This is a genomic window from Foetidibacter luteolus, from assembly GCF_009650435.1.
GTDB classification, from domain to species: domain Bacteria; phylum Bacteroidota; class Bacteroidia; order Chitinophagales; family Chitinophagaceae; genus Foetidibacter; species Foetidibacter luteolus.
Genome location: NZ_VVIP01000003.1, coordinates 282637 through 307369, shown reverse-complemented (window position 1 = coordinate 307369; position 24733 = coordinate 282637). Strand labels below are relative to the sequence as shown.

General features: G+C 44.8%; 13 protein-coding genes. 4 read left to right on the top strand and 9 right to left on the bottom strand.

Annotated features, from left to right (window positions below):
• Positions 1-363: 363 nt before the first annotated feature.
• The 5 genes from F0364_RS01355 to F0364_RS01335 form a co-directional block, all read right to left on the bottom strand.
• Positions 364-1806 (bottom strand): DUF1501 domain-containing protein, encoded by a 1443-nt coding sequence (locus tag F0364_RS01355; RefSeq protein ID WP_153795940.1) that lies wholly within the window; start codon positions 1804-1806, stop codon positions 364-366.
• 21 nt (positions 1807-1827) lie between these two features.
• Complete coding sequence (locus tag F0364_RS01350; RefSeq protein ID WP_153795939.1) at positions 1828-4335, bottom strand: DUF1549 domain-containing protein; 2508 nt, start codon at positions 4333-4335, stop codon at positions 1828-1830.
• A gap of 1295 nt (positions 4336-5630) precedes the next feature.
• Positions 5631-6425, bottom strand: a complete 795-nt coding sequence (locus F0364_RS01345; protein ID WP_207632455.1) for a glycoside hydrolase family 16 protein — start codon at positions 6423-6425, stop codon at positions 5631-5633.
• A 340-nt stretch (positions 6426-6765) separates the two neighbouring features.
• Complete coding sequence (locus F0364_RS01340) at positions 6766-8478, bottom strand: RagB/SusD family nutrient uptake outer membrane protein (RefSeq protein WP_153795938.1); 1713 nt, start codon at positions 8476-8478, stop codon at positions 6766-6768.
• Between the two features lie 24 nt (positions 8479-8502).
• Complete coding sequence (locus F0364_RS01335; RefSeq protein ID WP_153795937.1) at positions 8503-11613, bottom strand: SusC/RagA family TonB-linked outer membrane protein; 3111 nt, start codon at positions 11611-11613, stop codon at positions 8503-8505.
• A gap of 190 nt (positions 11614-11803) precedes the next feature.
• Here F0364_RS01335 and F0364_RS01330 point away from each other — a divergent pair, with 190 nt between their 5' ends.
• A complete protein-coding gene (locus tag F0364_RS01330; RefSeq protein WP_153795936.1) occupies positions 11804-14701 on the top strand; it encodes a ligand-binding sensor domain-containing protein in 2898 nt (965 codons plus the stop codon).
• A 1797-nt stretch (positions 14702-16498) separates the two neighbouring features.
• Here F0364_RS01330 and F0364_RS01325 read toward each other — a convergent pair.
• Positions 16499-16996, bottom strand: a complete 498-nt coding sequence (locus F0364_RS01325) for a YkgJ family cysteine cluster protein (protein ID WP_153795935.1) — start codon at positions 16994-16996, stop codon at positions 16499-16501.
• A gap of 117 nt (positions 16997-17113) precedes the next feature.
• Here F0364_RS01325 and xerD point away from each other — a divergent pair, with 117 nt between their 5' ends.
• Positions 17114-18031: a site-specific tyrosine recombinase XerD gene (gene xerD / locus F0364_RS01320; RefSeq protein WP_153795934.1), complete on the top strand. Its 918-nt coding sequence runs from the start codon at positions 17114-17116 to the stop codon at positions 18029-18031.
• Positions 18032-18275: 244 nt separating this feature from the next.
• On the opposite strand, the gene F0364_RS01315 is transcribed toward xerD, so the two are convergent.
• From F0364_RS01315 to F0364_RS01305, 3 genes are all read right to left on the bottom strand, one after another.
• Complete coding sequence (locus F0364_RS01315; protein ID WP_153795933.1) at positions 18276-20204, bottom strand: vWA domain-containing protein; 1929 nt, start codon at positions 20202-20204, stop codon at positions 18276-18278.
• A gap of 45 nt (positions 20205-20249) precedes the next feature.
• Positions 20250-21077: a T9SS type A sorting domain-containing protein gene (locus tag F0364_RS01310; protein ID WP_207632454.1), complete on the bottom strand. Its 828-nt coding sequence runs from the start codon at positions 21075-21077 to the stop codon at positions 20250-20252.
• Positions 21078-21291: 214 nt separating this feature from the next.
• A complete protein-coding gene (locus F0364_RS01305; RefSeq protein WP_207632453.1) occupies positions 21292-22428 on the bottom strand; it encodes a carboxypeptidase-like regulatory domain-containing protein in 1137 nt (378 codons plus the stop codon).
• Between the two features lie 367 nt (positions 22429-22795).
• Here F0364_RS01305 and F0364_RS01300 point away from each other — a divergent pair, with 367 nt between their 5' ends.
• Together F0364_RS01300 and F0364_RS01295 are read left to right on the top strand one after the other, a co-directional pair.
• Complete coding sequence (locus F0364_RS01300; protein ID WP_235920982.1) at positions 22796-23311, top strand: RNA polymerase sigma factor; 516 nt, start codon at positions 22796-22798, stop codon at positions 23309-23311.
• A complete protein-coding gene (locus F0364_RS01295; protein ID WP_207632452.1) occupies positions 23304-24731 on the top strand; it encodes a carboxypeptidase-like regulatory domain-containing protein in 1428 nt (475 codons plus the stop codon). The genes F0364_RS01300 and F0364_RS01295 overlap by 8 nt, the downstream gene beginning before the upstream one ends.
• Positions 24732-24733: the final 2 nt, after the last annotated feature.

The following is a 24733-nucleotide window of genomic DNA, read 5'->3' as shown; positions in this document are numbered from 1 at the left end:
TTGGGGTATATCCGTCAAAAAAGCAGAAATGGGTAACTGTACGTGTAAAAATCCACGAGCTTTCAGCGGTATTGCAATGCCCGGCAGCAGTACCGCAGAATTACAGTAATAGCCATTTAACTATAGTACCTCTCAGCTTAGCCGCAGCGTGTTACTCTTTTGGGTGAGGGATTGAAGCGGATACCCCGGTGAGGCCATTGCAGCGGGGCCTTGTGCCGGAGTATGAGCGAAAAGCCCGACCCCTTGCGATAGCTTGGGGGCACCCCCTACAAACATTCATTGTATTATTAAAGCAATAGCATAGCCCCGGCTTGCGGGGCTGCCATACTGTTATTCTAAGAATAGGCTGTTAACTTACAACTGCTACGCCTTCTTTACATCGGAAGCAAACAAGGCCATTTCTGCTTTACCGAGCCCATCCGGGGTAGTATAAAAAGGCCGCTTTTCTACTTCGTAATGCATGTCCTCCGGTATGCCCAGCGCATGGTAAATGGTTTGGTGCACCTGGTCTATAACAATGGGGTTTTCTATTGTTTTACAGGGCCGCTCATCCGCTGTTTTACCGTAAACAAGACCCTTTTTAATACCACCGCCAAACATAAGCATGGAGCAGCCATCCGTAAAGTGGCGGTGCATGCCATAATTCTTCATATCGTTGATAATATCCGGCTGTTCAACCTGGTCCTGCACTTTTTCGCCGGGGCGGCCTTCTACCAGCATATCGCGGCTAAATTCGCTGGCAAGAACAATAAGGGTCCTATCAAGATGACCGGTACGCTCAAGGTCCTTTACCAACTGGGCAATAGGGCCGTCAATCTGTTTCTTCATGTCCTTAATGCGGGTATTTCCATTCTCATGCGTATCCCAGCCTTTAAAAGGCTCGTATTCTGTAGTTACGCTAATAAAACGGGCACCTTTTTCCGTTAACCTGCGGGCCATTAAACAACCGAGGCCAAACCTGCCTGTGTTGTAGATATCGTATATTTCTTTGGGCTCTTTGCTTAAGTCAAAAGCATCCGCTTCGGGAGACTTCAACAAAATATAAGCCTGCTCCATAGAGCGTTTCAGCGATTCTTTCTGGTAATCGCTGCCAAACTCTCCCACAGGGCTTTGCTTAATCAGCTCATCATACAATTGGTTTCTTTTTTCGAACCGCATGTTAGACATACCGGCCGGGGGGCGTACACTATCCAGCCCGGCGGAGGGATCGGGAATGAGGAACGGGCCAAATTCGTTACCCAAAAAACCTGCACTGTGAAAAGCTTTCAGCTCTTCGCCTTCGCCCAGGTCAAACCGTTGGCCTATATCAATAAAAGATGGAATAACGGGATTAACAGGCCCAAGCTGGCTGGCTATCCATGCGCCTATATGCGGCGCCAGAACAGACTGTGGCGGCCTGTAGCAGGTGTGCCAGTGATACTGGTGCCTTGCATGCAAAATAAAGCCCATGTCGGCAGCAACGTAAGAGCGTATTAAAGTACCCCTGTCCATCACTTTGCCAATAGATTCCAGGCCTTCAGAAAAGCTGATGCCATCCAGCACCGTGGGCACCGCCGGAAAAGTGCTTAGTACCCTGTTTGACTCTATACCTTTTTCGAACGCTGTATATCTTTTAGGGTCAAAGGTTTCCGTATGCGGCATGCCGCCAGCCATCCAGAGCAGTATTACAGTATCGGCTTTGGAGGCAATTTTCTTCTTGTTGTTACAGGAAGATAAAAAGCTGCTTACAGGTGCGCCGGCAGCTAGGGCTGCCAGCGTTGCCGCACTTGTTTTTTTTAGAAAATCTCTTCTGTTCCACTGGTTCATACTTATTAAAATTGAAACTGTTTAATAAATTATCTGGAACTCCGGCAACAGTACCACCGCCCAGAAAAGATCCTGCACTTCTGCCACGCCCGGGTTATCCCCAAGCGCTTTTTTAGCGGCTTCAAACTCTTTTTTATCCGGCTGCCTGTTAAAAGCTCTGCTGTACAATTCGTTAATGATTACATCGGCTTTTTGGTATTGTTTCAACCATTTTTCGGCGCCGCTTTTTAAAGCCCCGTCCAGCCGTTCTCCCTTGGTCAATTCCAGCGCCTGCAGCAGGTTTGCCTGCGATTCCCGGCCTGTTGAAACCGTTTCCCGGCTGGGCCTGCCCAGCGCTATCAGGAAGGGATTGTTGATTACCAGTGCGGCCCTTGTAAACAGCGGCTTAATACTTTCTTTTCCTTTTTCCTTGTATGGATTATACCCCATCAGCGAATCAGGAAATACAGGTTCAATTACTTCGCTTACCGCATCAGAAAATTGCTCAGCAGTCATGCGTTTTCGCAGCATTCCTTTAAACTTAAAGTCCTGTGCCGTTATTTTGTTGGGGTCTTTCACGGCAACAGAAGGCAATTGGTAGGTGTTGGATGTAGCGATAAGATAGATAAGCTCTTTAATATCGCATTTACCTTCAACAAAATTAAAGGCCATCCAATCCAGCAAATCCTGGCTCCAAGGTTCGTTGTCCATTACATCAACAGGTTCAACAAGGCCACGGCCCATCATTTGCGCCCATACCCGGTTTACTAATGTGCGGTACAAACGGCCATTTAACGGGTTGGTAATATTTTCTGATAACTGTTTTCTTTTAACTGAAGTGGTGGCAGCACTGTCTATGTTACCCAACTCAGACCAAAGCATGGCGGGCTTTATAAACTTTCCCGTAGGCTTATCGCAGCGGTTTATTTCCAGGGCGGTATCGGCGAATATGGTGGCAAACGCGTAAGCATCTGACAGCTTCCAGTTGCTGATGAAGCTGTTGTGACAGGATGCGCATTTAAGGTTAAGCCCGAGGAATACCTGCGATACATTTTGCGCCGCCTGCATTTCTGTTTTCTGGCTGGCATTAATAACGCCCCGCCATTTTATGCCTTCAATAAATCCTTTGGATTCTTCGGTAGGGCTAATCAGTTCCTGTACAAACTGGTTATAAGGTTTATTAGATTGCAGGGATTTGTACAGCCAGTCAGATATATTAAACCGTCCGCCGGTAATATAGCCTGTACCAGTATAATCGTTGCGCAAGGCATCATTCCAAAAGGTAAGCCAATGCCCGGCATAATCGTCGTTACGGTTAAGCAGTTGCCGTACCCATTGCGCTCTTTTATCTGTTCTTTTATCTGCTGTAAAGTTTTTTTCTTCCTCCGGCGTTGGCAATAAACCAATTATATCCAGGTAAATACGTTTCAGGTAAACCCTGTCAGCTACCAGTTCAGGCCAATCTGTTTCATTCTTTTTAAAGTATTCATTTACCCATATATCAACAGGGTTGGTTAAACCTTCTGTAGCCTTAGGTAGCGGCGGGTTCCTGGGCTGAAGCCGGGCCACACGGAACATTACATCTTTCTCTGAATTGGCCGGCCAGGGGGCGCCCTTCTGTATCCATAATTTGATGATGTCAATTTCCTGCTGCGACAATCTTTTGTCTTTAGAAGGCATGGCTTTTTTATCCCCTTCCGGCAGTGTTATACGTTTTAATATTTCGCTTTCCAACGCGTTGCCGGCAACAATTACAGGCCCATGTTCGCCACCTTTAAAAATCATTTCTTTCACATCAAGCCGCAAATCGCCCTTTACTTTTTCTGAGCCATGGCATTTGTAACAGTTATGGGCAAAGATGGTTTTTACCTGCATGCTCAATTCCGCTTCCTGGTTAGGTGTAAGCTTTGCAGTGTCATCTTTCAGCGAAGCAAAGTTTATGCTGGAAGATATGCCCGGTTTGTAACCCTCGCTCCACGGTAATGTTTCTGAAAGGTAATCGCTGCCATGTGTAAGCGACCCACCATAATGGCCGGCAACAGAAACGCCCAGTGCGGTAAAAAAAAGTACGCCGCGATAGGCTTTAACCAAACTGCTGTTATTCTGTTTTTCAGCCCTTCTTAAAATTACCAGTGCCAGTACGCCAAGCAATGCTGTGGCAATACCCGTCCACTGGTGAATGGCCAGAATATCTTTACCATAATCACCATTCCTGGCAAGTAACAACCCAAATACCGCCGATACAACCGCGGATACAGCGCCTGCAACCACAAGTACATTAATGCCGGGACGAAGTTTTGCCCGAAAATTTTTTAAGGTAAATAGTTCAAGTATCGCCGCAAAAAACAACAGGCCCACAGGAAAGTGAACCACCAGCGGGTGCAGCCTGCCAAAAAAATCCCAAAGCCAGAAAGAGGCCGGGGGTGGTGTTGATTCCGCAACTTCAGACTGGGCATGAACTACCAGCAATGGCCCGGTTACACATGCCAGCAATATGGCTGTTACTACCAATAATTTTTTCCTTTCCGCAAATTTGTTTTTACCAGGCATCTATACAAAAATTAAAAGCATTCGTTTATATGGCAGTTTTCACTTGAAACAGGATTAAGCATTTTACCAATGGTTATCCGTTACCGGCAAAGCATTTTTATGGGCCCGGCAGCAGGAATAAGAATGAGGCTTCCGTTGCGTCGCACTCTTGTACGCCTTAACGACTATTCGTCTTTTTTTCCTTGTCCTTCAGGAGACAGGTTTTAATTGTTCAATGTTCCTTTGTTCAACGTTAAATGTTTGCGGTTGTGCCGCCCTGCTATGCTGTGTTATGCAATATGCCCGCTATCTGCGATTGTTTTAGTAGTGGCAAAGTTTGTACTTACGCTACAATCCTACATTAAAACTTGTTGCAAAATTGAACAGGCATAGCAATCAAACGGACGTAAGCACCACATTATCTTCCACAGCAGATTTCCGGCAATATGTCATATAAAAACAATCGTTATAATACAATCCATTTACAAATAGCAGCAAACTGCACATTTGCTGCGCTTCAAATTTACAGAATGGGCGGTCTTAACTGTTATGTTCCATGCTGATATGCAAGTTGTTTGCCTACAGGCAGGCGGGAATTTGATGAGACAACGAGTTATTTAACATCTGATTGGGAAGAGCCTACCAACTCAATTATACTCATAGCGAAATGTCAGCAAAACAGCTTTCTATAAAAGCCTGAAAGGCTTTACTAACCATAGCCCCGGTTGTAAACCGGGGTTACCTCAGCATGGAAGATCAACCCTGCAAGGGTTGAACCTTGAGCATATTCAACCCTTACAGGGTTGCTGGACGATTTATTCGCTAACCACGGGTTTTACCCGTGGCTATTGTTATTTATGCCCTTCGGGCAATAAAAAACTGCTGGCTTCTTAAGTTAATGACATTTCCCTGGTAAGATGTTCAGCGCGGCAGTTACCAAACTAAACCTTCCAGCTTCATTTTGAAACCTGTTTTTCCAATAAAGAGAATACGGTTAAGGAAAATTTCCTGTAACTAATTGAAAATGAAAGGCTATTACGATTGGCATGGGCATTGAAAATATCAGGCAGGTTTTTCATAGGATATTGGATTAAAAAACGGGGCAGCATTTCTATGCAGGCCCCTATATTTTGAAAGAATAAACTTTATATAAACTGTTAAAAAGGTGAAAGTGAAAATGGATAGCGGGGGTTATCCATGTGACAATTAAAAAGTAGAAAAAAATGGCCGGGTTTCTACCCGGCCTATTTTATTTAGCTAAACAGTTGATGGAATTTGTTGAGCAGCATTACAAAGTAATGCGCTGATTGCATTATCTACTGGTACACCCGTACATAATCCACCTGCATACTCTGCGGGAAAACAGCATCATCTATCCCTTTTTTGCCACCCCAATCGCCGCCTACGGCTACATTGAGCAGCAAGTGAAAACGCTGGTCGAAGGGCCATTCTTTCTCAGTCTTTTTTTCGTTGTTGAAGGTGAAATACTTCTCGTCATCCACGTAGATTTCCATTTTATTTTCATCCCACACCAAAACATAATTGTGAAAAGCACTGGAAACATCATTACGGAAAATGTTGTTTCCTTTTTGCGTTCCAATGCGGTGGTTATAAGCCCCTGTATGTACCGTGCCAAAAAGAGAATCTGGCAGGTAGCCTACATGCTCCATGATGTCAATTTCGCCGCTGATGGGCCAGTCGCCATACTTCCAGTCGGTGGGCAACATCCATATAGCGGGCCACAAGCCCCGCCCTTTAGGCAGTTGGGCCCTTACCTCTATGCGGCCATACTTCCAATCGCCTTTGTTTTTACTTAATAATCTGGCTGATGTGTAACCGGCATTTTTATACTTTTCTTTAACCGCTGTAATGCTTAATAAGCCGTTTTTTACAGAGGCGTTCTGTAATCTTTTTACCGTATAAAACTGTTTCTCGTTGTTACCCCAGCCATGGCCCCCTGTATCGTAACCCCATTTTGTGCTGTCTGGCAATCCTGTGTAATCAAACTCATCGCTCCAAACAAGTTGCCATTTGCGGTCATCCGTTTGGGCGGTAACTACCTGGCAACAGCATGCCATTAAAAGTGTAGCGAGCAGTATATTTCTTTTCACTGTTTCAAGTTTTGAGTTTATAAAAATAACCATTGGTATGTACCCGCCCTTAAGCTTTGGGCAAAACTTTCCTGTTGCTGCTGTATAACCAACAGCAAAGAGGGAACCACACATTAAAAAGAAGAAATCTCTATGTTAAACACCCGTGCTTATTGACTATGCCCGGCAAAAACCTGCCTGCAAAAAAGGCAACAGGTTACACTTTGGGTGAGGGATTGAAGCGGGTACCCCGGTGAGGCCATCGCAGTGCTGCCTTGTGCCGGAGTACGAGCGGAAAGCCCGACCCCTTGCGATAGCTTGGGGGCACCCCCTGAAAATTTTTCGATAATATAGCCGCTTATTAATATCCCGGGTTTTGATGATCTTTCATAGCCGGGTTTTGCCCCAACGCATTCAACGGAATAGGCAACAGGTAATTCTTATTTTTATCGAAAGACCATTGTGGCGCACCTGAAGGTACCGCGTTAATTACCTTGTAATTGTAACCACCGCTGCCGTTGGAGGTTATTTCCATACCGTGCATTACTTTGTTGAGGTTTACTTCGGCTATTTTCCAACGCAGCAGGTCGAAATAGCGCTTGCCTTCAAAAGCAAGTTCCACTCTTCTTTCGCGGCGTATCATGGTACGCATCTGGTCTTTAGTAAGGCCGGGATAAACAGCGGTAAGTGTGGGTATGCCAGCCCTTGTTCTTATTTCGTCTATGGCGGCATACACAGAAGCGTCTGGGCCTACGGCCTCATTTTGCGCTTCGGCATAGTTCAACAGCACTTCGGCATAACGGAAGTAATAATAATTCTGTGCACTTGCACCGCCCTGGAAAATGTTTACGGTAGTATCCATTCTTTTCTTGGTGCAGTAGCCGGTATTGGTGTTATCGGTAGCATCGGCCAGGTCAATAGCATTGTTGCCGGAGCCTACCGCACTTAAAAATACAGTGCCGTTAAAGGTGTTGCCATTGTATAAGATAGACTGGCGGAAACGAGGCTCTCTGTTGGCATAAGGGTTTTGCGCATTATAGCCGGAGCCGGCATCGCTGATTACTTTGCCGTTGGCCATGGCATAATCATCTACCAATTCCTGCGTAGGTGTAGAACCACCCCAGCTAAGCCAGTTGGTCCCTACATAGTTAGGCCCCTGGTAGCCAATAATATTGCTGCCTTGTTTTACAGTAAGATACTCCCGATACAGGATACCCTCATTGTTTCCGTTACCGGTGGTGAGAAAGAATTCGTCGTACTTAGGATAGAGGCTGTAGCCCAGTTGCATTACCTGCTTATTGGTAGCCGCTGCTGTAGCCCACCTGGCTGCATCGTTACCCGGGTTGTTAAGCGGGCTGGCATAATACAGCTCAACCCAACCCTTTATGGTTAAAGCTGCGCCTTTGGTTATTTTACCCTGGCCATTGTTGCCGCTATTATCCGGCAGCGCGGCTGCGGCTTCTGCCAGTTCTGTTTGAAGAAAAGTAAAAGTTTCATCAAAAGTTGCCCGTGGGTGAAAGATGGCATCTCCATCCGTGTTTTTATTATCGGGCTTTGTGATAATGGGAACACCGCCATATAAAGTCCACAACTGCTGGTAGAAAAAGGCACGCAAAGTTCTTGCTTCAGCAATTTTTCTGCCTTTGTAAGTATCGGGCAGGGCAGAGTTTTCCACGCCCTGTATAAATACGTTGCACTTCCGCACTTTTTTGTACAACGTACCCCATTCCAGCCACATAGAGGCGCCGGACCAGGTATACCAAAGTTCTGAATTAGAGTTGATATTGGCCTTGCTCCTGGCTACCTGGGAGCTGATGTTCCAGTTAAAACCAGTCATCAGATCGTCCGTCCAGCTATCGAAAGGTTCGAAGATAAAGTTGTTGAGGTCTGGCAGGTTGCTGTACACATCGTTTAGCACAAGGTCTGCCGCGGCCTCGGTGGCAAATGCAGTTTCGCTGCTTACTGCGCCGGTATTGGGCACTTCCAGGAAATCGTCTTTTTTACAGCCCGCCAGTAAAAACACACATACCACGGCCTGTATTAAAAGCCTTCTGTTATTTATTATAGATTTCATACAGATAACAATTGAAGTTTAAGATTAGAATTGAACCCTTAAGCCAGCGGTAACCGCCTTTTGCGTGGGAAAATACCAGCCCCTGCCGTTGCTTATTTCAGGGTCAAAGTTTTCGATGGGTGTCCACGTTACCAGGTTTTGGCCTGACAAATACACTGATACCATGCTCATGCCCAGTTTGCTGGTTACACGGCCTGGCAAAGTATAACTTAACATACCCGTTCTTAACCTTAGATAAGAAACACTTCTTTGCCAGAAAGTGGACGCCTGCGTATTATTAGGCGTTGGCGTGGTAGTCATCCTGGGGTAAGAAGCATTGGGGTTTTCCGGCGTCCAGTAATCAAGCGTGGTAATGGGCGCATTTTTGTTGTTATCGAATGCCCATGCGGCGGAATTGGCTATTTGTATTTCTCTTTGGCCAACGCCCTGGAATAACAACGACAATTCAAATCCCTTATAGCTGATGCTGGGTGTAAAACCGTAAACAATAGCTGGATAGCCGGGGTACTTCATGGCTATCTGGTCGTTAAAGTCAATCAATCCGTCGGGCTTACCATCAGGCCCGCTCAGGTCGGCATAACGGATGTCTCCAGGAAACAGCTTATCGTTCCATGTTTGCCGGGCGATGCCCTCCTTAAGGTCGCCTGTACTGGTAAAATCATCCTGGGTAAAATAACCAAGTGCTTGGTAACCAAAACCAATATCCAGCGGCCGGCCTGTTTTCCTTAGGTTGGGGTTATTATAAGTGGCCGGGTTTTCGAATATTTCCACCATCCTGTTTTTGGCGTAGGTAAAGTTTCCGCTAAACCCAATCTTCAGGTCTTTACTGATATTGTAGTCGCTGGAAATGGTGAATTCAAACCCGCGGTTTACCATAACACCGGCATTTACCTGTGAAAGGTCAACGCCGTATTCAATAGGCACCGTTACGCTTGGGGCCAGCAACATATTGTCCCTTTTCTCGTGAAAATAATCCGCTTCAATATTCAGGAGCCCTTTAAACAGCCTGGCTTCAATACCAATGTCTGTTTTAATTGCTTTTTCCCAGGTAATGTTGGGGTTTGCCTCGGCACGTTCGTATAATCCCTGTGTTTGCGTTCCGTTAAGAATAGCTGAGTTGCCGTAGAGCTGGAACCCTGTCTGGTACTGGTAAGGGCTACCCGCAAGATTGGCTGACTGGCCCCATGAGCCCCTGAATTTTAATTCATCTATCCATTTAACATTCTGCATAAACTTTTCCTGTGAAATACGCCATGCGGCAGAGAAGGCGGGGAAAAAACCGAACCTGCGGCCGGGTGCGAAATAGTAATGCCCGTCATAACGGCCCGAGGCCTCCAGCAAATACTTGTTGGCGTAGCCATACGTAACCCTGTACACCAGTGAACGTTGTTTAGTGCCGCCAGAGTTACCATCATTGGTGATGTCTGATTCACCACCACCACCGGCAAACAGTTCCGGTATAGGCAGGTTGTAATTGTTTCTGCCTGCACCGAACCTCATTGACTTTGTATTCCTTGATTCCAGTACCAAAAGACCAGTTACTGCGCTATTGCCAAAATTGCCGGCATAGTTAATATAGCCCTGGTAAGTAAATGCCTGTGTTTGGTGATACTCCTCGCTAAACGAAGGAAGTGTAGCGGGCGGTATCATAGGATAAGTGTAGGGATTGGTGGTTGTGTCTATCGTATAGTACGGGAAAGACTGATACCACCTGCGGGTTACGCTTGCTATGCCAGAGTTATCGGTGTTGTAAGGATCGAAAGGATTAAAATCATACGAGCCCACAAATTTTACACTCAAGCCCTTTACAGGCAGCTTCTGCTCAATAGAAAACTGGCTGAGCAGGGTGTTACCTGTAATATCCTGGTAGCTGGGATTATCATAAAAGTTTGCATAGAGATAAGGGTGAAGGCCGTTACTATATACCAGTGGCGTACTGTTGGCAACAGTATTGATCAGGTTTTCAAAAATACTCTGGTTATTGTAGCCTGCGCCGGAAAGGTTCCTCTTTTCTACACGCCCATTAAAAGATATGCTTACCAGTGTACTCTTGGTGGCCTGTGCCTGTAAACCGGCAGATACATTGTATCGCTGGAATTTGATGCCGGGGAACATGCCTTCCTGGGTTAAATAACCCAGCCCCATGTTATACTTTATGGTTTCGTTGCCGCCGGTGAGCGACAAGCTGTGACTGGAGATAATGGTATTCCGTTGAATCATATCATCAATCGGGTTGATGTTGGGATACTTATCGGGATCGGAACCATCGCGGTATTTCTGAAGAACCTCGTCGCTAAACGGCATTACCGTAGAACCTGCATTACGTGCCCCCTCGTTTTTCATCAGGCCAAACTGGTAAGAGTCTACAAATTTGGTAATAACGGTAGGGTTCTGCAGCCCTATATAACCATCATAACTAAGTGTTGGCCTGCCGGTTTTACCCTTTTTGGTAGTAACCAGGATAACACCGTTGGCCCCGCCAAGACCATAGGGTGCAACGGCAGCAGCATCTTTTAACACGCTGATGGTTTCAACATCGGCGGGATTTAGCTGGCTGAAATTCCTCGGCACGCCATCAACTATCAGCAAAGGCGCGGAATTACCGTTGGTGCCAATGCCACGGATCATGATGCGGGAAGCATCGTTGCCCGCCTGGCCGCTTGCCTGGGTAAACAGTACGCCGGATGCCCGGCCGCCAAGTGCGTTGGTGAGGTCGCCCACCGGTTGGCGCTGCACATCGCTGCCTTTTACTGTGGCAACGGAAGCGGTAAGGGATGTTTTCTTTTGGGTGCCATAACCTACTACAACTACTTCCTCCAGCTTGTCTTCGCTGGTTTCCAGTTCAAAATTCAGTGTACCTGCGCCGTTAACTACCTTTTCCAGGGTAGCCATGCCGGTATAAGTAACAACCAGCACGCTCCCGCTTTGAGGAACGGAAATCCTGAAATTTCCATCCATACCGGTAATGGTGGTGGTATTACTTCCTTTAATACTGATGGTGGCGCCTGGTAACGCCTCTCCGGTAGATCTACTGGTTACCTTGCCTGTAACCTGCAGCGCCTGGGAAAAAACCTGGGAATAAAAGCCCGGCACGAGAATGACTGTGCTGAGCAATAGTGCACTTTTCATTTTCATAAGCAATCTTTAAATAAACAGTTTTGAGAATTGGTGTTTAGTTGGGGAGCGTAAAACTATTTGGAAAAACGGCAAAAAGGATTGTTTTGCACTACATCAAAACTACATCAAGCCTCTTCAGTCGCCTAAAATCGGTACTACATTCACACAACTTACCCCTTTTACCCTACATTTGTCAGCGGTTAACCATATGAAGAAATTGATTTTTTTTATCGCCCTGCTACTCCCTGCTTTACAGGCATTCTGCCAGAATACCATTGGGTTACCGGAAATTGTTAACTATCCAAAACAGGTTTTTAAGGCCGGAACCCAGAACTGGGATGCCTGCCAGGATGCCAACGGCCTGCTTTATTTTGCCAACAACGAAGGGTTATTAAGCTTTGATGGTACCCACTGGCGTTTATACCCCCTGCCTAATAAAACCATTGTGCGTTCCCTGGCACTGGGGCAGGATAACAGGATTTATGTGGGCGGGCAGGATGAACTGGGCTATTTTTTACCCGATAACAACGGCCAACTGGCTTATCACTCCCTCACCGCTTTAATACCGGATAACTACCGTTCTTTTTCTGACGTATGGGACATTGTGAGCAGCGGTAAACAGCTATTCTTTCGTTCTAATCAAAAAATATTTGTTTACAGCAATGGAAAAATAACGGTATTCCCCACCCGGGGCGAATGGCTTTTTATGGGGCTGAGCCACCAGGGCGTAGTAGCAGAAGACGAACATTTTAACCTGCTGCTGTTTGAAAAGGGAACCTGGCGTCCTTTGTTGCAAAATCCGTTTCCCCAAAATTGTATTATTACTTCGGCTGTAGTAACGGGCAGGGATTCCACCATGATCACAACCCTTAAAAATGGCATTTACCTGCTAAACGGAAGCAACTGCACAAGAATGTCTTCCCCGGCACTGGAAAATATCTCGTCCGGTATTATTTATTCCGCCACGCTTGCTGATGATAACCACATAGCCCTGGCTACCACCACAAAGGGTTGCTTTATTATAGACAAAAAAGGCAGCCTTGTACAGCATTTTTCCCGCCAGGAGGGGCTGCAGGACAACAATATCCTTAGCGTATTTGCAGACCATTACAACAATTTATGGCTGGGTCTTAATGCCGGAATAGATTATGTAGCTTACAACAGCCCAATAAAGAACATCCGTCCAGACAGCCAGAATGAGGGCTCCGGTTACTCCTGCATCATACATAACAACAGGCTTTATATTGCTACATCCAGCGGCCTTTACTCAGCTTCGCTTGCTGAAGAAGGCGACAAGGACCTAAGCTTTGTAAAGGCCGGCTTTACCGCGGTAAACAGCAGTGCCGGGCAGGTGTGGAATATCTCCGTGGTAAACAACCAGCTATTAATGGGGCATCACGAAGGCGCTTATCTTGTTGAAAACAATAATGCCACCCCCCTTGACAAGTCAAGCGGGTTTTGGACTTTTTTGCCTTTGTCTTCCGTATTGCCTTCCCCAACCATTATTGCGGGCACTTACAAAGGCATTAGCTTTTATAACTATCAAAAGGGCAGCTTTATTCATAATGCGCTGGATGTGCCTTTTGAATCCGCACGTTTTGTTACCATAGATGATGGTACTATCTGGGTATCCCATCCCTACAAAGGTGTTTTTAAAGTATCCCTTTCCGCAAACGATAAACCTTCCGTTCAACTGTATGCGGAAAAACATGGGCTTTCCACCCAAAACAATTACATCTTTAAAATAAAAGACCGGGTTGTTGCCGCCACAGACAAAGGCATTTATGAGTATAATTCCCGCACAGACAAGTTTGAGCCTTCCGCTTTTTTCAAGGATATTTTTGGCAAAACCATTATCCGTTATTTAAAGGAGGATAATTCCGGAAATGTATGGTTTGTGTTCGATAAAAACCTGGGCGTAGTTGATTTTTCAACAGGCAAACCTCAAACAACTTATATAAGCGAGCTGAACAACAAACTTGTAAGCGGCTTTGAGCATGTTTATCCTGTAAACGACAACAATGTTTTTGTGGGTGCGGAAAAAGGCTACTTTCATATCAATTATGCCAAATACAAGCAACACCATTCCGCTGTTAAAGCGCATATACGGGAAGTAAAAATAGCCGGCAAAAAAGACAGTATATTGTATTATGGCTATGCACCAGGCAAAACAGACAGCCAGCCGCAAATACCTGCAGTAACCTACCAATGGAACTCTTTTCATTTTGAATTCTCCTCGCCTGTTTATGAATACCAGGCTAATATTGAATATAGCTGCTACCTGGAGGGGCACGACAGGCGCTGGTCTGACTGGAATTACAAGACGGAAAAAGAATACACTTACCTGCCGGCTGGCACTTATCGTTTTTTTGTAAAGGCAAGAAATAACCTGGGTGTTGAGTCTGTTGCCAGCGGCTATTCTTTTGTCATTCTGCCGCCCTGGTATCAAAGCTGGTGGGCCTATGCCATCTACTTATGCCTGGGCATAACAGCAGCCTGGGTTGCGTACAGGTGGCAAAGAAAAAAGTTCGTACTTCAGCAGATGCAGTATGAGGAAAAACAAAAGCGGCTGAGGGATGTACACCAGTTAGAGCTTGAAAAAAACGAAAAAGAAATAGTAAAACTGCGCAATGAAAAACTGGAAGCAGAGATAAACCATAAAAACAAAGAAATGGCATCTGCAACCATGCACCTGGTAAAAAAAGGAGAGTTGATTACCAACATGAAAGATGAATTGCAAAGGCTTACCAAAAACACTGAAGACCAGGGTACGCTGGACGCGATAAAAAAAATGATAAAAACACTTGACCAGGATGAAAATATGGATGCTGACTGGGAGCATTTTGCCGTACACTTCGATAAAGTGCACAACGATTTTTTCATTGCCCTTAAAAAGCAACACCCCAACCTAACACCCAACGAGCTAAAGCTATGCGCCTACCTGCGCATGAACCTTAGTACAAAGGAAATGGCCAGGCTGATGAACATTTCAGTAAGAGGGGTTGAAATAAGCCGTTACCGCCTGCGCAAAAAATTACAAGTTGCCACCGAAACCAACCTGTTTACCTACCTGCTGGACATACAGGATAAAGGGCAACGTATTTAAACAACCTGCAACGGTAAACATGAATATTTTCCAATAGGATTTTAGGGGGTGCCCCCAAGCTATCGCAAGGGGTCGGGCTTTCCGCTATTACTCCGCCACAAAGCCGGGCTGCGAAGGCTTCAGCGGGGTAGCCGCTTCAATCCCTCACCCGAAAGCCGGTTGCCAGTCTTATCGTAATCGTCTCCCAATAAAAACAACCCAAAAGCCCCGCAAATGCAGGGCTTTGTTTGGTAAAACTGGCTAAGTGTCTCGCTGTATATTATGCTACTGTGCGTAAACATTTTTTGAAGAAACAAATGGAACACGGATGACACGGATAGAATGGATTTTCACTGTTTGTTTTCGCATTTGCGAAAACATCCATTAAAAAATCAAGCCTACCCACCAAAACAAGTATGGATTTGCACGGCTAATGCTGCAAAGCAGCATTAAAAATCCTACGTATCCGTTTTATCCTTGTCATCCGTGTTCTATTTAATATATCTGTACACAAAGCAGGTATATTATGCCGGTAGTGCCGGCTTTCCTTCTTTACAAATTGCGGTAAGGTATGCGCACCCCTGTCACTGCCCTGGCTGCTGCCAGGTAAATCTGCCGGAAACTCTTGGCCTGGTTTTTAAGAAGTTGGTAATATCCGCTTGGCCAACAGCTTCTCCCGGGCTGATTTGCAGTGACGGGGGCACATCCTTTTGTTTGCAACCGGTACTCCAAATAACTGGTATTGGTACGGTTTATTAAACGGGCTTCCTTTATATGCGATAAAAAAGGCGGATACACTGGCATATTATCAATGCATCCCGGAGGCCGGTTGCGTATTGGCAACTCCATTTGCGGCGCACCCATACAACAGTGGGCAACAGCAAATGAAGCGTTTAATTCATGGTTCTGTTGCTATCTGCATACTGCGATAGCATTGATGGTAAAATTTGTTATCGGGGGTATGCCGCCGTAACCTGCCCTTGTAGCCTTTAAAAGGCTTTGTGGCTTATTGTTTTTGATTGGCGCGGAAAATTGACTTGTGTATCCGGTTGGAATTTTGTTGTTGTAAGTATCCTTTTTGCTGTACCGGATTGTTGGAATTGCTTTCTGTTTCACAGGGCGAAAATGCAACTAATTCCAGAAGATTTTTCAGGTGTGTAAAAAGTACATATTACCGCAAACGTTTGATACTGCCATGCAAACGCTTGCGCCAGTTTTTGAAATATTATAAAAAAATACAATGCATACGTTTGCTGCAAACCATGCAAACAGTAAGGATTTTGCGGTTTTACTACCGCCAACGAAAATTTACGAAGGCTTACGCCTTATTTTGCTGCCAGCCAAAAGGCCTGCAGGAAAATGAGTTTGTGGTTATGTGGACAAGCGGAAGCCTGCTCCAATTTTCCCCGGCAGCACTTTGCTGAATGATAGCGTACACAAGGCCAGCATATACAGGCTTGGTGCGACTATATGGAACAGCGCCCTTTGCTGCCAAACCGCAAACTACGTGTAAAGCATTAACATGCTGTACCCGGCTTAATACGCTAAGTTGCAACATAATTGATATCAGCAAAAACAGTTGAGGATCTACACTGGTTACGCAAACGTTTGATAAGCTGTATCAAACGTTTGCGTAAATTTTTGATTAGTGGTGAGAATGGTGAAAGTACAGGTACAAACCTACCCTGCAGGAAAAGCTGAGTAGCGGACCCAAACGTACAAGAATGCGACGCAACGGAAGCCTCATGCTTGCACCTCTGCCCGGCCCATAATAAAAAAGCAGGCTTTGCCTGCTTCAAACACCAATAAGCAACAAACTCAGGTTAGCCGTTCCATCATACGCTTTACCATGTTGAATGTGGCTGGACAGTATTCAATATTTTGCTGGTGTACGTGAATGTATTCCACCATCTTCTTTTTACGCAGGTGTGGAAAGCCGGCACAGTCATCGGGCCTCACTTCGTAAATGGAACACATATTCGTATTCAGGTCAAGAAACTGGCAAGGTTCGGTTTTATTTACCCAGTCTTTGTCTTTATCCTGCTTCAGCCACTTATCTGTAAACGCCGGCTTGGTCATGCCCAGGTGGGCAGCTATGCGTTTTATATCCTTATTGGTAAAAGTAGGCGTCATGTTTTTGCAGCAGTTGGCGCAGGTAAGGCAATCCGTTTCGCCCCATACTTCCTTATCAACTTCAACAGCAAGCTTATCAAGGTTGCGTGGCGGGTTCTTTTCCAGCTTGCCTAAAAAACGCTTGAAATTCTTTTTATGGTAGCGCACTTTTTGTTTAAAGGAGCGCATGTTAACAGGCTGCATGCAATGGGTAAATTATATGTTTATTTGCATTCAAAGGAATTTCAATTAACCGCAACAGCCAAATAATGTAATCCACAAAAATTACCGGCTTTGTTATTTTGCAAAACAGCATGCACCATGTGGAACGCTTACAAGAAAGGCTTTAAAGCTTACCTGCAACTGGAAAAATCGTTAAGCGATAACTCCGTAGAAGCATACCTGCATGATGTTGACAAGCTTACAGAATACCTGCTGGCAACAGGTAATGCCAAAGCGCCGGATGAAATAGAGTTGAAAGACCTGCAACATTTTGTACAGTGGGTGGCAGAGCTTGGCATGACGCCTGCATCGCAGGCACGCATTATCTCCGGCATACGTGGGTTTTACAAGTATTGCCTTAGCGAAGACATTACCAAGGTAGACCCTTCTACCCTGTTGGAAGCGCCGAGGCTTAAACGGGCCCTGCCGGATGTGCTGAGCTTTGAAGAAATTGAAAACATGATTGCCGAAATTGACCTTAGCAAACCCGATGGCGGCCGCAACAAAGCCATACTGGAAACCATGTACAGTTGTGGTTTGCGGGTTAGCGAAGTTGTGAACCTGCAAATAAGCAGCCTTTACCTGGATGTTGGCTTTGTACGGGTTATTGGCAAAGGCGATAAGGAAAGGCTGGTACCTATCGGCCGGGATGCGGTTAAATACATACGCCTTTACAAAGACCATATACGCATTCATCAACCGGTAAAAAAGGGTTTTGAAGATCATTTATTCCTTAGTAAACATGGCGCTGCGCTAAGCCGTGTTATGATATTTTACATTATTAAAGACCTGGCAAAAAAGGCAGGAATTACCAAAAACATTTCACCACACACACTGCGCCATTCTTTTGCCACACACCTTGTGGAAGGCGGGGCCGACCTGCGTGCCGTACAGGAAATGCTGGGCCACGAAAGCATTACCACAACCGAAATATACACTCACCTCGACAGGGATTACCTGCGTGCCACTTTGCAGGAATACCACCCTGCGTACAAAAATAAAGCCCCCGGAAAGTAATGCTCCCCGGAAGCTTTGGCTAAGAAGACTTAGGATTGACACGGCTGTAAGCCGACAGTTTGAGTTATAGGATAATAAGAAAATATTTTATGGCGCCCCCGCCAAAATACAGGGCGGGCCGGGCTTTCCATTACTACTCCGCCACATAGCCATGCTGCGATGGCTTCAGCGGGGTATCCATTTCAATCCCTGGCGCAAAGTGTAACAGCAAACGTGCTTCGTAAAACTTATCACCGGCAAGTACCTACTCTGCCTGGGCCGTTTCTTTATTGCCCTGCAATAAAGCAGCATTCTCTACCATTTGTAAAAATTCACGACGGTAACCTTGCGCATCGTCACCTATCGCATTTTTAGCCAGCGAGGTTACCAGTTTAAAACTGCCGTCGCCTTTGTATTTAGAGTTGCGTAACAGCATACCAAATTCAGCAACCGCTGCCGCAAACCTAAAGTTGCTGGTGGTGCTCATAAAATCCTGCAGGTTATCCATCAACGGGTGCTCAAGAAGTTTGCTTACCTCCCCATCCGGTTTTTTGTAGCGCAGTTTTATATTCATTATTTCGTTGCCATAATTGGCAGCAACCTGCTTACTGGGTGTTTTTTGATAACGCAATGCATCCACACTGTCCAGCGCTTCATCCTTTACGCCTACCGGTATTACTTCGTACAATGCTGTTACCGTGTGGCCGCTGCCCATATCGCCTGCATCTTTTTTATCATTGTTAAAATCTTCTTTGGCCAGCATCCTGTTTTCGTAACCTATTAAACGATAAGCCTGCACTTTTGTGGGGTTGAATTCTACCTGCAGTTTTACATCTTTGGCTATAGTGAATAGTGTACCGCCAAACTCATTCACCAATACTTTTTTTGCTTCATTCAAACCGTCAATATAAGCATGGTTGCCATTGCCTTTATCGGCCAGCTTCTGCATTTTGCTATCCTGGTAATTACCCATACCATAGCCGAGTACCGTTAAAAAAATACCGCTTTTACGCTCTTCTTCTATCAGCCTTTCCAAAGCGTCGTCGCTGCTAATGCCCACGTTAAAATCGCCGTCTGTACAAAGTATTACGCGGTTGTTGCCGCCTTTGGCAAAGTTTTGCTTAGCTACTTTGTAAGCCAGTTTAATACCTTCCCCGCCTGCTGTAGAGCCACCTGCTTCTAATTTATCAACCGCGTCTTTAATAGCAGTTTTATTGGCGCCGCTGGTAGCCGGTAATACCAACCCGGCGTTGCCTGCATAAACAACAATTGATACTTTATCCTGTGGCCTAAGCTGATCTGCCAGAAGCTTTAAAGAAGCCTGCACCAACGGCAACTTGCGGTCGTCCTGCATACTGCCGCTCACATCCACTAAAAACACCAGGTTGGATGCAGGCAAGTTATCATAAGGAATCTTTTTGCCCTGTAACCCGATTAACACCAGCTTGTGTTTGGCATTCCAGGGTGCAGTAGATATTTCTGTATTTACACTAAAGGGTTCTTCATCTTTGGGCTGAGGATACTCGTAGGAGAAATAATTGATCATTTCTTCTATACGCACAGCACCGGCAGGTGGTAACTGGCCCTCATTAATGAACCGGCGCACATTGCTGTAAGAGGCGGCATCCACGTCAATAGAAAAAGTGGACAGCGGGTTATCGTTTACTTTCAGGTATGGGTTCTCGGTAATATGGTCGTAAGATTCTGTATTGAAGTTGTTGCTGTAGCGCCAGGAGACATCTTCATCGTATGCTCCATCATAATCTTTTTTCTCTACTGGAGCATACTGCCCCTTTCGTTTTGCAAACGTTGTTCTAGCGCCTCTTATCGTAACGCCTGCTACTTTACCTTGTAAACTTTGTGAATAACCAGTTATCACAACTTCCTCCAGCAGTGCTGTAGCCGGCTGCATAACAGCAGTAATGTTTGTTTTGCCTGCAATTGCTATTTCCTGTACATTGAAAGAAAGCGCACTAATAATAAGAATTGCATTTTCATCAGGCACTGTAATACTAAAAAAGCCGGCTGTATCTGTAATTGTTCCATTACGGGTACCTTTTATTTGTATAGATGCCCCGGTAACAGGCTTACCAAAAGCATCTGTCACTATACCGTTTATGGTTCTTGGTTCTTTATAAATAACCGTAAAAGCAAGTAAACAAAGTGAAAGGCTTAAAAACAAAAGGCGTTTCATAACACAAGTTTTATGTTAGATGATAGGACGAAATTAATTACACAATTATTGAATCATTATTTTTTCAGTATAGTGTTTGATTTGTTTTTTATCCACTACACGCAGGTAATAAATACCGGCTGACGCAGATGAAGGAATCGCAAGGAAAGAAGTTGAAGCCCCTTTAATAATGCTAACGTCTTTTACCGTTAACAACGATCCATTGTTTGCAATCAATTGAATAGAGTAGTCACCTTCTTTCTTAAAATTCAGGTTTATAACGGAACCCCTTACAGCAGGATTAGGATAAAAATCAAATGCCCGTTTTCCTTTTATTTTTCTCCATGAGGTATCCATCTTATCCTGCCGTGTCACTGTTATTATGGAAACAAGACCAGTAATCCTCCCACAAGAGTTTAAACCTCCAGATGATACAATTACTGGTTCTAATTCCTTTACTTCTTTCCTCAGGATAAAAGTCTCAGAGGTATCTGTATTTTGGACAGTACATACTTTTCTTTGATACCCAATAAAGGAAATCTCAAGTTCTAACCTGCCTATGTATTTTTGAACAACCAAATTAAAGTTGCCATACATATCAGTAACAGTTAATTGCCCAGTGCCTGTGTGACATATATTGGCTGATGATAGCGGCAGTCCTTCTTCATCAGTGACCTTGCCGTTAACTACCACAGGGACAGCCACACTATCTATCTTTTGGACATCACCTATCATCGCTGTTTCCGTTAAAGCTTTTATTTTACCCTGCATTTGCCTTTTCTGGGCACCGGCTTTTTCAAACAGCAATAAAACAGGCATCATCAATGCTATCCACCAGCTTTTTTTGCTTTCAATGGCTGTTGGCTGCAGGGGCCGCTGCAACTGGTCGGTCATAAAACGGCCGCAGGTATTGCCGGTGTTATTCTTAAAGTAATTAAGTACTTGCTGGTCGGTCATCAGGCTAAAATCAACTACCTGTTTAGCGCAACTACTGCAGAACCGGCCCTGTTGGGTGGGTGTCATACTATCCCAGTTTTCGTGGCATGGGGTAGGTATATATAGAGAGATTTTTTCGCTCATGGCAAGATGCTTTAAGGATGAGAGGGTATTATTCAATAATTATTTTATCTGAGTAGCGCTTCTTTTTCTTTTCATCTGTTACAAGAATATGATACATGCCGCTTGTTAACTGCGCCGGAATAGTAACCGGAACAACTGTAGCCCCTTTTACAACAGTTATCTTTTTTACTAAATGCGGTACCCCCTTGTTATCATTTAACTGGATGGTATAATCGCCTTCTTTTTTCAGGTCAATATTTATGTTTGTGCCCGTTATTGCCGGGTTTGGATAAACCCTGAACGCGGTATTCCTGAACCACTCTTTAAAAGGTAGCAGCTTTGGAAAAATACTTGCTATACCCTGGCGTTTTTTAGTAAACCCACCTACCACTACAACCTCGCCAGACAAAGCTTCGTCGCATTGCATTGGCGCAACTTCTAAACTTATTGTGTCGCTTTTTGCAAATGTTGCAGCGTTTACTTCAACCGGCCATTCACGAACCTGAAAACCTATACTTGAAACCACTAATACCAAAGTACCAGGCTTTTCAACCGGTACACCCAGCTTGAAATTTCCATCCATGCCTGCAGCAGTACCGATTTTTGTGCCTTTTACTACTATGCTTGTACCGGGAATTGGATCCATCTTCCTATCCACAACAATGCCACTTAGAGTAAGTATTTTAGAACCTTCAATCAATGTATCCCTGAGCGTAGATAAATCCCGTTTAAGGCTTTGCTCCAGCTTACTGCTAACCATACCTGTAAAAAGTATTTCTTCTTCGAGAACAGTGCGGGTGGGTATTTTGGTGGGAGGCAGGACATCCTTATCCGGAGGATTATTTTTTAAAGCAGCAATATTCAACAAAGGTTGCTTCTTGTTTTTCTGCGCATCCGCCTTATCAAACAGCAGCAAAACAGGCATCATCAAGGCTATCCACCAGCTTTTTTTGCTTTCAATGGCTGTTGGCTGCAGGGGCCGCTGCAACTGGCTGCCCATAAATCGGCCGCAGGTATTGCCGGTATTACTCCTAAAATAATTAAGTACTTGCTGGTCGGTCATCAGGCTAAAATCAACTACCTGTTTAGCGCAACTACCACAAAAGCGGCCTTGTTGGGTGGGTGTCATCTTATTCCAGTCTTCGTGGCAGGGGGTAGGTACGTGCAGGCTGATTTTTTCTTTCATGGCAGTTGATTTGTTAGACGGATGCAGCAGTGTTGCGGATTGCATAAAGCTTAATGAAAAAATTCGCTAACTTGTATATTTGGGCCGGGGCGGTAATAATACCATGCGGGAAAAGCCGCCATGAAATGCAGGACGTACCCCGCAATCCTGCGGGATACTGTATTTTTTGTTCAATAAAGATATAGAGTACAAGTGAGTGACACAACGAAGTCGCCATGAAATACTTCAGTCCGGACAATAATTTCCAAACAACCCAAAAAATGCCCATGAAAAAAAGGTAACGCTTATATTGCTCAATAAATAATTACAACTACTGGTACCGGTAAGACAAATAGAGAAAATACCACAAACCGATGAGGAGCTGCTGTTGGCTTACACAGAAAGCCGGGAACAGGATGTATTGGCCCGCCTTTACCTGCGCTATACCGACCTTGTGTATGGTACCTGCCTGAAATACCTGAAAGATGCCGAGGCCGCCAAAGACGCGGTGATGAATATTTACCAGGAACTGGTGGCTAAATTGCATGCGCATAAAGTGGATAATTTTAAAAGCTGGCTGTACGTAGTAGCTAAAAATCACTGCCTGATGCAGTTGCGCAGCGCCAAAAAAATGGTTACAGTAGAGTTTCAGCCGGGCGTTATGCAATCGGAAGACTATTCGCATCTGGATACTGTACTGGAAAAAGAGCAGGACTTCAGGAAACTGGAAGAGTGCCTGAAACATTTACCGGCAGAACAAAAACAAAGCATTGAATTGTTTTACCTTCAAAATAAATGTTACAACGAAATTGTTGAGCAAACAGGGCTCGACTGGAACAAAGTGAGGAGCCTGATACAAAATGGCAGGCGCAACCTTAAAATTTGCATGGAAAAAAATGGCTGAGCATAACGCACATATCAACTATACACTGGCGGATATTGAACGATACCTGCAGGGTCGCATGAATGCACGGGAAATGCATGACATGGAAAAAGCCGCCCTGCAAGACCCGTTTCTGGCGGATGCCATTGAAGGCTACAGCGATGCGGACAATGCTGTTTCTGAACAGCACCTGAACGAAATAACCGCATTGCTGCAACAGCCCAAAAAAAACGCCAAAGTGGTAACGATGGCAGGCCGCAGGTTTCAATGGTTAAGGGCAGCAGCGGTTGTAGTGGTGATACTGGGGGCCGCGTTTATAAGTTACTCTATTTTGAACAACAATAACGCTTCAGATGAAAATGCAAACCTTGCACAAGAGAAAGTAAAACTTCCGCTTGAAGCTGATACTATTAGTGCCGAGGACGATGCAAAGAAAAAGGCAACAACAACTTTACTAAATGATTCTCTAAAGGAAAAAGCAATGCCACTTGCAAAGGATTACAGAGCATCAGACAAAAGTTCTCCGAAAAAACAAAAAACAGAAACGCTGAGTACACAGCAGTTAGAATATTCCCCTGCCTTACCAGAAAAAAATCAAGAGCCAATTGCAAAAGCCGAATTAAATAATGGGTATGTAGCAAAAAAACAGGCAGACGATAGCTTCCTGGCAACCACAAAAAGTTTAAAAGATAGTTTATCAGTTCCAGCATCGCCCGTTGCCGGTACGTTAGATGAGATGAAAGTTAAAAAGCAACCTGTTGAACAACAGTTACAGGGCAGAGTTGCAGGAGTACAGGTGAATAAATCTAACAGAACTAATCAAGGCTTTGCCAACGTACAGTCAAACCAATCACAACTCACCAACACGTTTCAAGGCAAAATTTTAGACAACAACAACCTGCCCGTAGCAAACGCTTTTGTAAGAATCAACAACAGCAACAGCAATATCGGCACTGTAACAGACCAGAAAGGCAATTTTAAAATAAGCTTTGCTGACAGCGTATTAAATATTACGGTTTCCGCACTTAATTATCAGCCGGAAACCACCACGCTTAAAAACAACGCCTCAGCAAGTATTGTGTTGAATGAAGTTGACAATTCTTTGTCTGAAGTTGTGGTAACAGGTTTCGGTACTAAAAGAAAGGACAGTAATACCCATTCTGATACCCTTGCTACCCCTGCCAATGGCTGGGACTCTTTTGAAGAATATGTTTATAAAAAGCTGGATAAAAGCTACGATTCCACCGCCAACTACGCCGACTTGAAAGGGGATGTGGAACTTGAATTTTTAGTTGACAGGCAAGGCAAACCCTACAACTTTAAGGTACTTCAGTCTTTAAACGATTCTGCCGACAACAAGGCCATCGAAATTGTAAAAGAAGGCCCTAAATGGATTTCCGGTAAAAAGAAAAAGAAGGGAAAAGTGCTTATCCACTTTTAACC

Excerpts from the sequence above, each read along its gene's own strand:
- F0364_RS01325 (WP_153795935.1), bottom strand. The coding sequence starts at position 16,996 with ATGCAGCCTGTTAACATGCGCTCCTTTAAACAAAAAGTGCGCTACCAT.
- F0364_RS01355 (WP_153795940.1), bottom strand. The coding sequence starts at position 1,806 with ATGAACCAGTGGAACAGAAGAGATTTTCTAAAAAAAACAAGTGCGGCA.
- F0364_RS01305 (WP_207632453.1), bottom strand. The coding sequence starts at position 22,428 with ATGAAAGAAAAAATCAGCCTGCACGTACCTACCCCCTGCCACGAAGAC.
- F0364_RS01350 (WP_153795939.1), bottom strand. The coding sequence starts at position 4,335 with ATGCCTGGTAAAAACAAATTTGCGGAAAGGAAAAAATTATTGGTAGTA.
- F0364_RS01330 (WP_153795936.1), top strand. The coding sequence starts at position 11,804 with ATGAAGAAATTGATTTTTTTTATCGCCCTGCTACTCCCTGCTTTACAG.
- F0364_RS01310 (WP_207632454.1), bottom strand. The coding sequence starts at position 21,077 with ATGACCGACCAGTTGCAGCGGCCCCTGCAGCCAACAGCCATTGAAAGC.
- F0364_RS01335 (WP_153795937.1), bottom strand. The coding sequence starts at position 11,613 with ATGAAAATGAAAAGTGCACTATTGCTCAGCACAGTCATTCTCGTGCCG.
- F0364_RS01295 (WP_207632452.1), top strand. The coding sequence starts at position 23,304 with ATGGCTGAGCATAACGCACATATCAACTATACACTGGCGGATATTGAA.
- F0364_RS01340 (WP_153795938.1), bottom strand. The coding sequence starts at position 8,478 with ATGAAATCTATAATAAATAACAGAAGGCTTTTAATACAGGCCGTGGTA.
- xerD (WP_153795934.1), top strand. The coding sequence starts at position 17,114 with ATGTGGAACGCTTACAAGAAAGGCTTTAAAGCTTACCTGCAACTGGAA.
- F0364_RS01315 (WP_153795933.1), bottom strand. The coding sequence starts at position 20,204 with ATGAAACGCCTTTTGTTTTTAAGCCTTTCACTTTGTTTACTTGCTTTT.